Here is a 3,780-nt window from a genome sequence, read left to right as displayed (position 1 = left end):
GGCCGCACAGGCTGTAACCGGAGCGATTGACCACGTACTGCATGGCGTCGCGAACCGTCGGCTTCATGTTGGCCGGAATGTTCACGTCGATGACCTGGGCCATCAGGTCCCGCTGCTCGGTCTCGGGGGCGGTGTTGACCAAGGTGTAGCGGCCGTACCGGACCTGGGGCTCTGATACAGCACCCTTCGGATAGAGATCGGGTTGTAGCAGCTCAGGATTACGCGAGCTGTCGGGGCCGGGTGCGCTGGGCGCAGGCTCCTGCTGAGCACAGCCTGCCAATGCGACGGCGAAGGCGAGCGGCGAGAGGGTATTGAGCTTCCAGATCATGTGCAGTGTGGCCCCATTTCGTAGTGGGGCTCACGGTGCCAGTCACCTGTCCGGAAAGCAGGAGATAACCGTATCTGGAGCGAAAGAGGTTAGCGGCGGACAAAAAAATCCCCCGCTCCAAGCAGGGGATAACTCAGTTCGAAGCCACCAGAATTGCAAATCTGGAGGGGGTGGTCTGGCGCACCCACAACGACTGACCTACCAACGTGTCGCGAGTTCAGTTGCGAGGCAGCTGTTCACGGATCAGCTGCAGCATGAAGTCCACATACCCGGCATCACGTAGCCGCGGGACATCGAGCTGCAGGGTGATGATCATGTTCGAATGCTTGGGCATCACACACAGCGCAGCACCCCCATCGAGACAGACTGCGCTCATCAGGCAGTTACAGTGCGGAAACTCACGCTCCAGCCGGGCGACAAACGCTCGGGCTCTGTGCATGTCGTTCACGGGCATAGATCTCTGGCGAGTCGTTCCTGAGCCTTATTGACCGCGTCTGGCTCGATCAGATCCTGGGCAATCCGCCGCTTGTCCTGGAGCATCTGCCAGAGCTGCAGATCGATGCTGTTCTCCACCAGTGGGATCTTGACCACCACCAGGCGCCGCTGGCCATTGCGGTAGGCACGGTCCTCAGCCTGGTCTTGCAGGCCGGGCGTCCAGGGCAGCCCCAGGAAGAACACGTAGTTGGCGGCGGTCAGGTTGTTGCCGGTGCCGGCGGCCGAGGTCGTGCCGATGAAGACGCGGCAGTCAGCGTCCTGCTGGAAACGATCAATCGCTCGCTGCCGCTTCGTCAGGCTATCGGTGCCCACCAGGGTGACGCATCCAAGCCCTGCGGCCTCGCACAGCTGCTGCAGCGTGGTAACCGTCTCCTTGTATTCGCAGAAAAGGATCACCTTGTCCTCGGGATCCAGCTCGCCCAGCAACTCCATCACCACCGGCACCTTCACGCGCTCCAGGAGCTGGCGAAGCCGACCCAGGCGCGCGAACACCGGCTGATCGGCATTGCGGATGCCGTTGTATTCGGTCTGCTGCGCCTCATCGAGCACCACCGGTACGGTCTGCCGCTGCTTACCCTTGAGGTCGGGCAGCACATCCTTGCGCCGGCGTAGCATCCAATCGCCGATCTCGGCGCGTAGCCCCTGACGGAATTCGGAGCTACCAGCGAAGCGTTCGCAGAAGTCCTTGAGCGGAAGCTGCCCGATAGGGTGTCCGGACAGGCGTAGCAGGGTGTGGAGCTCTGACTCCCGGTTGAGTACCGGCGTCCCGGTCTGCAGGTAGCGATTGGGTACCTTGGCGGCGATGTCGAAGCCATTGCGGGTCCAGGCGGCGGCCGTGGGCTCCTTCAGCCGGTGGGCCTCGTCGACGATCATCACCGCAAACTGATCGGCAAGCGCGACGAAGTCGCCCAGGCGCTCGTAGTTGACGATCACCCATTGGGCATCAGCCTGATACCGCTGCCGGGCGATTTGCGCATCCGGATAGACCGCCTGGATCTCACGTTCCCAGTTGATGACGAGGCTGGCCAGGACCACCACCAGGATCTGGCGGCCAGCGGACTGGATGCCGGCGGCGATCACCGCCTGGCGACTCTTACCCAGCCCCATGTCATCGGCCAGCAGTGCGCTGGTGCGCTGCAGCAGATGGCGGATCCCAGCAGGCTGGTGAGACATCAGCGAATACGGCTTGAGCTCGGCCTCTATGGCCTGCAGCGTCCAACTGGTCTTTGCGATGTCGGGCACCGCGGCCAGGTAGACGTCCGCCGCACTGTCCTCGTCGGTTGAGGAGGCGCTCCGCTCTTGCGGAGGTCCTCCAATCGACATCGCCGTGACGTCGCGGGCGGCGCTGACCGAGCCATCCGACAGCAGCTCTTGGAGGACGTCGAGCATCTCGAACTGTTCCTCGAGCAATCCCAGCTCCAGAATCAGGTTGCTGCGCACGATCTCGGGCGAGGCCGGCACTCGCCAGGCGCGGCTTGTCGACAGGAAGGCGCCGTGCATGCGCTTGGCCACGGCCACACAGCCTGGGTGATAGTCCCCGGACAGCACCACGCCGCCCCCGGACAGCGGCGCGATCCGCAGGCGCATCCCCCAGATGAAAAGGTCGCGCCGGACATCGGCCTGGGCGTCGGCGATCTTGCGGCTGAAGCCCGACCAGTCCTGGACGAATCGACCGTCGGCTAGTCCGCCCAACTGGTGATAGAGCACGTCCAGGTCCTCCAGCAGGCGCCGCTGTGGCAGTCGCCAATACCCGGACAACGGATGCTCGCTGCGGCGAAGGAAGCTGCCGCCGCGGCTGGTCAGCAGGCGATTGGCCCCCTCGAGGTAGGGCATCCTGAGGCCAAAGTCATAGCCGTCGAATACGGCGCGCTGCAGCAGCTGGAGCGTGCCTGAGGCGTTGCGTAGTGATGGCCTAGCCACAGTTCATACCCCGAGCGAACATCGCGTAGACCTGCGGGAAACTGAAGGAAGGTCTAGGGTCGCGATGGGCAGGTGTCAGGGTAAAGACGAAACCCTATTCAGGCCGGAACAGGTTAGGCGGGAGATGCATTCCCGATCTTCAATGCCGCAGTGTCGTCACCGTGCAAATCATTAACGGTTATTAGACGCTGGTGTTCACTGATGTACCACTGGCGCTGGAACCAGACTCGCTAAGTGCTTGGCTATAGGCAGCATAGGCACTGGCGAGCGCGGCGCTGGCAGAGGCTACCCGCGCCTGCGCGGCCTGCTGCTCGGTCTGTTTGGCTTGTTGTTCCTGCTCGCTGTCACTACCGCTACCTTGGCTGGACTTGCTCAATGCCTGCTGGGCTTCCTGCAACTCCTTAGACGCTTGTTCTATTGCCTGCTTAAGTTTTTCCAAGGTGCTGTCGGACGACGAGCTGCCGCTTGAACTTCCGCCGGGGGCCCCCCCTGCGGGTGTGGCACTGCCGCCAGCCCCTTGAGTTGTCGACGTATCGCTAGCTGCCGAGGTGTCCGCAGTCGCGGCGCTGGTCTTACTTGTTTCGCTGGCAGTCGAGTTGGTCAGAGTAATTGCGTTGCTGAAAGTGACGCCACTTAACGATGAGATGCTGGACATGGAAGTTTTTCCGCTATGGAAGTACAGGGGGGTAGCGGCTGCCATTACGAAAAGTTGAGTAACATTTGGTACCATTATGGATACTATCCGTTTCCATTTAAGGCGTATTTGGCGCCAGTAACGACCGTTATGCGCGCCTGCGTCGGGTCAGTATGCGATGCACTACGGCTTACGCCGGTTTGCTTTTGCAGTAGATCCATACGCTTTAGATTGGTAGAAAAAGTGATGGACGCCTCCATCAGCTTCACGTCGAGGCGCGACCTTATAGAAAGGATGCTAAATCGCGGGCAAAAAAGACCCAGCAGCGCCGGGCCAAAGCTGGGTTTAGCCTAGGGCTTGTCTGAAAAGTCGTGTTTGCTAGCCTGTTCCTGTGATGGCAATG

General features: G+C 61.4%; 3 protein-coding genes and 1 pseudogene. All 4 read right to left on the bottom strand.

Annotated elements, in window-relative coordinates:
• Window positions 1–328 (bottom strand): annotated as a pseudogene (locus GSQ95_RS24630) (pilus assembly protein PilL); the annotation flags it as partial.
• 217 nt (window positions 329–545) lie between these two features.
• On the bottom strand, window positions 546–704 hold the full coding sequence (locus tag GSQ95_RS24625; RefSeq protein WP_158896573.1) for a hypothetical protein: 159 nt from the start codon (window positions 702–704) through the stop codon (window positions 546–548).
• A 68-nt stretch (window positions 705–772) separates the two neighbouring features.
• Window positions 773–2,743 carry a DEAD/DEAH box helicase gene (locus GSQ95_RS24620; RefSeq protein ID WP_372240111.1) on the bottom strand — a complete coding sequence of 657 codons (1,971 nt, stop codon included), beginning with the start codon at window positions 2,741–2,743 and terminating at the stop codon, window positions 773–775.
• Between the two features lie 181 nt (window positions 2,744–2,924).
• On the bottom strand, window positions 2,925–3,398 hold the full coding sequence (locus GSQ95_RS24615) for a hypothetical protein (protein ID WP_158896575.1): 474 nt from the start codon (window positions 3,396–3,398) through the stop codon (window positions 2,925–2,927).
• Between the last annotated feature and the right edge of the window lie 382 nt (window positions 3,399–3,780).

It is taken from the genome of Pseudomonas sp. BAV 4579 (assembly GCF_009765395.1).
Taxonomy (GTDB): domain Bacteria; phylum Pseudomonadota; class Gammaproteobacteria; order Pseudomonadales; family Pseudomonadaceae; genus Chryseomonas; species Chryseomonas aestiva.
Note: the sequence above shows the minus strand (reverse complement) of the source record. Positions and strands in the feature narration are given on the sequence as shown.

Coding starts and splice junctions, on each gene's coding strand:
- GSQ95_RS24625 (WP_158896573.1), bottom strand. CDS start 704: ATGAGCGCAGTCTGTCTCGATGGGGGTGCTGCGCTGTGTGTGATGCCC.
- GSQ95_RS24615 (WP_158896575.1), bottom strand. CDS start 3,398: ATGTCCAGCATCTCATCGTTAAGTGGCGTCACTTTCAGCAACGCAATT.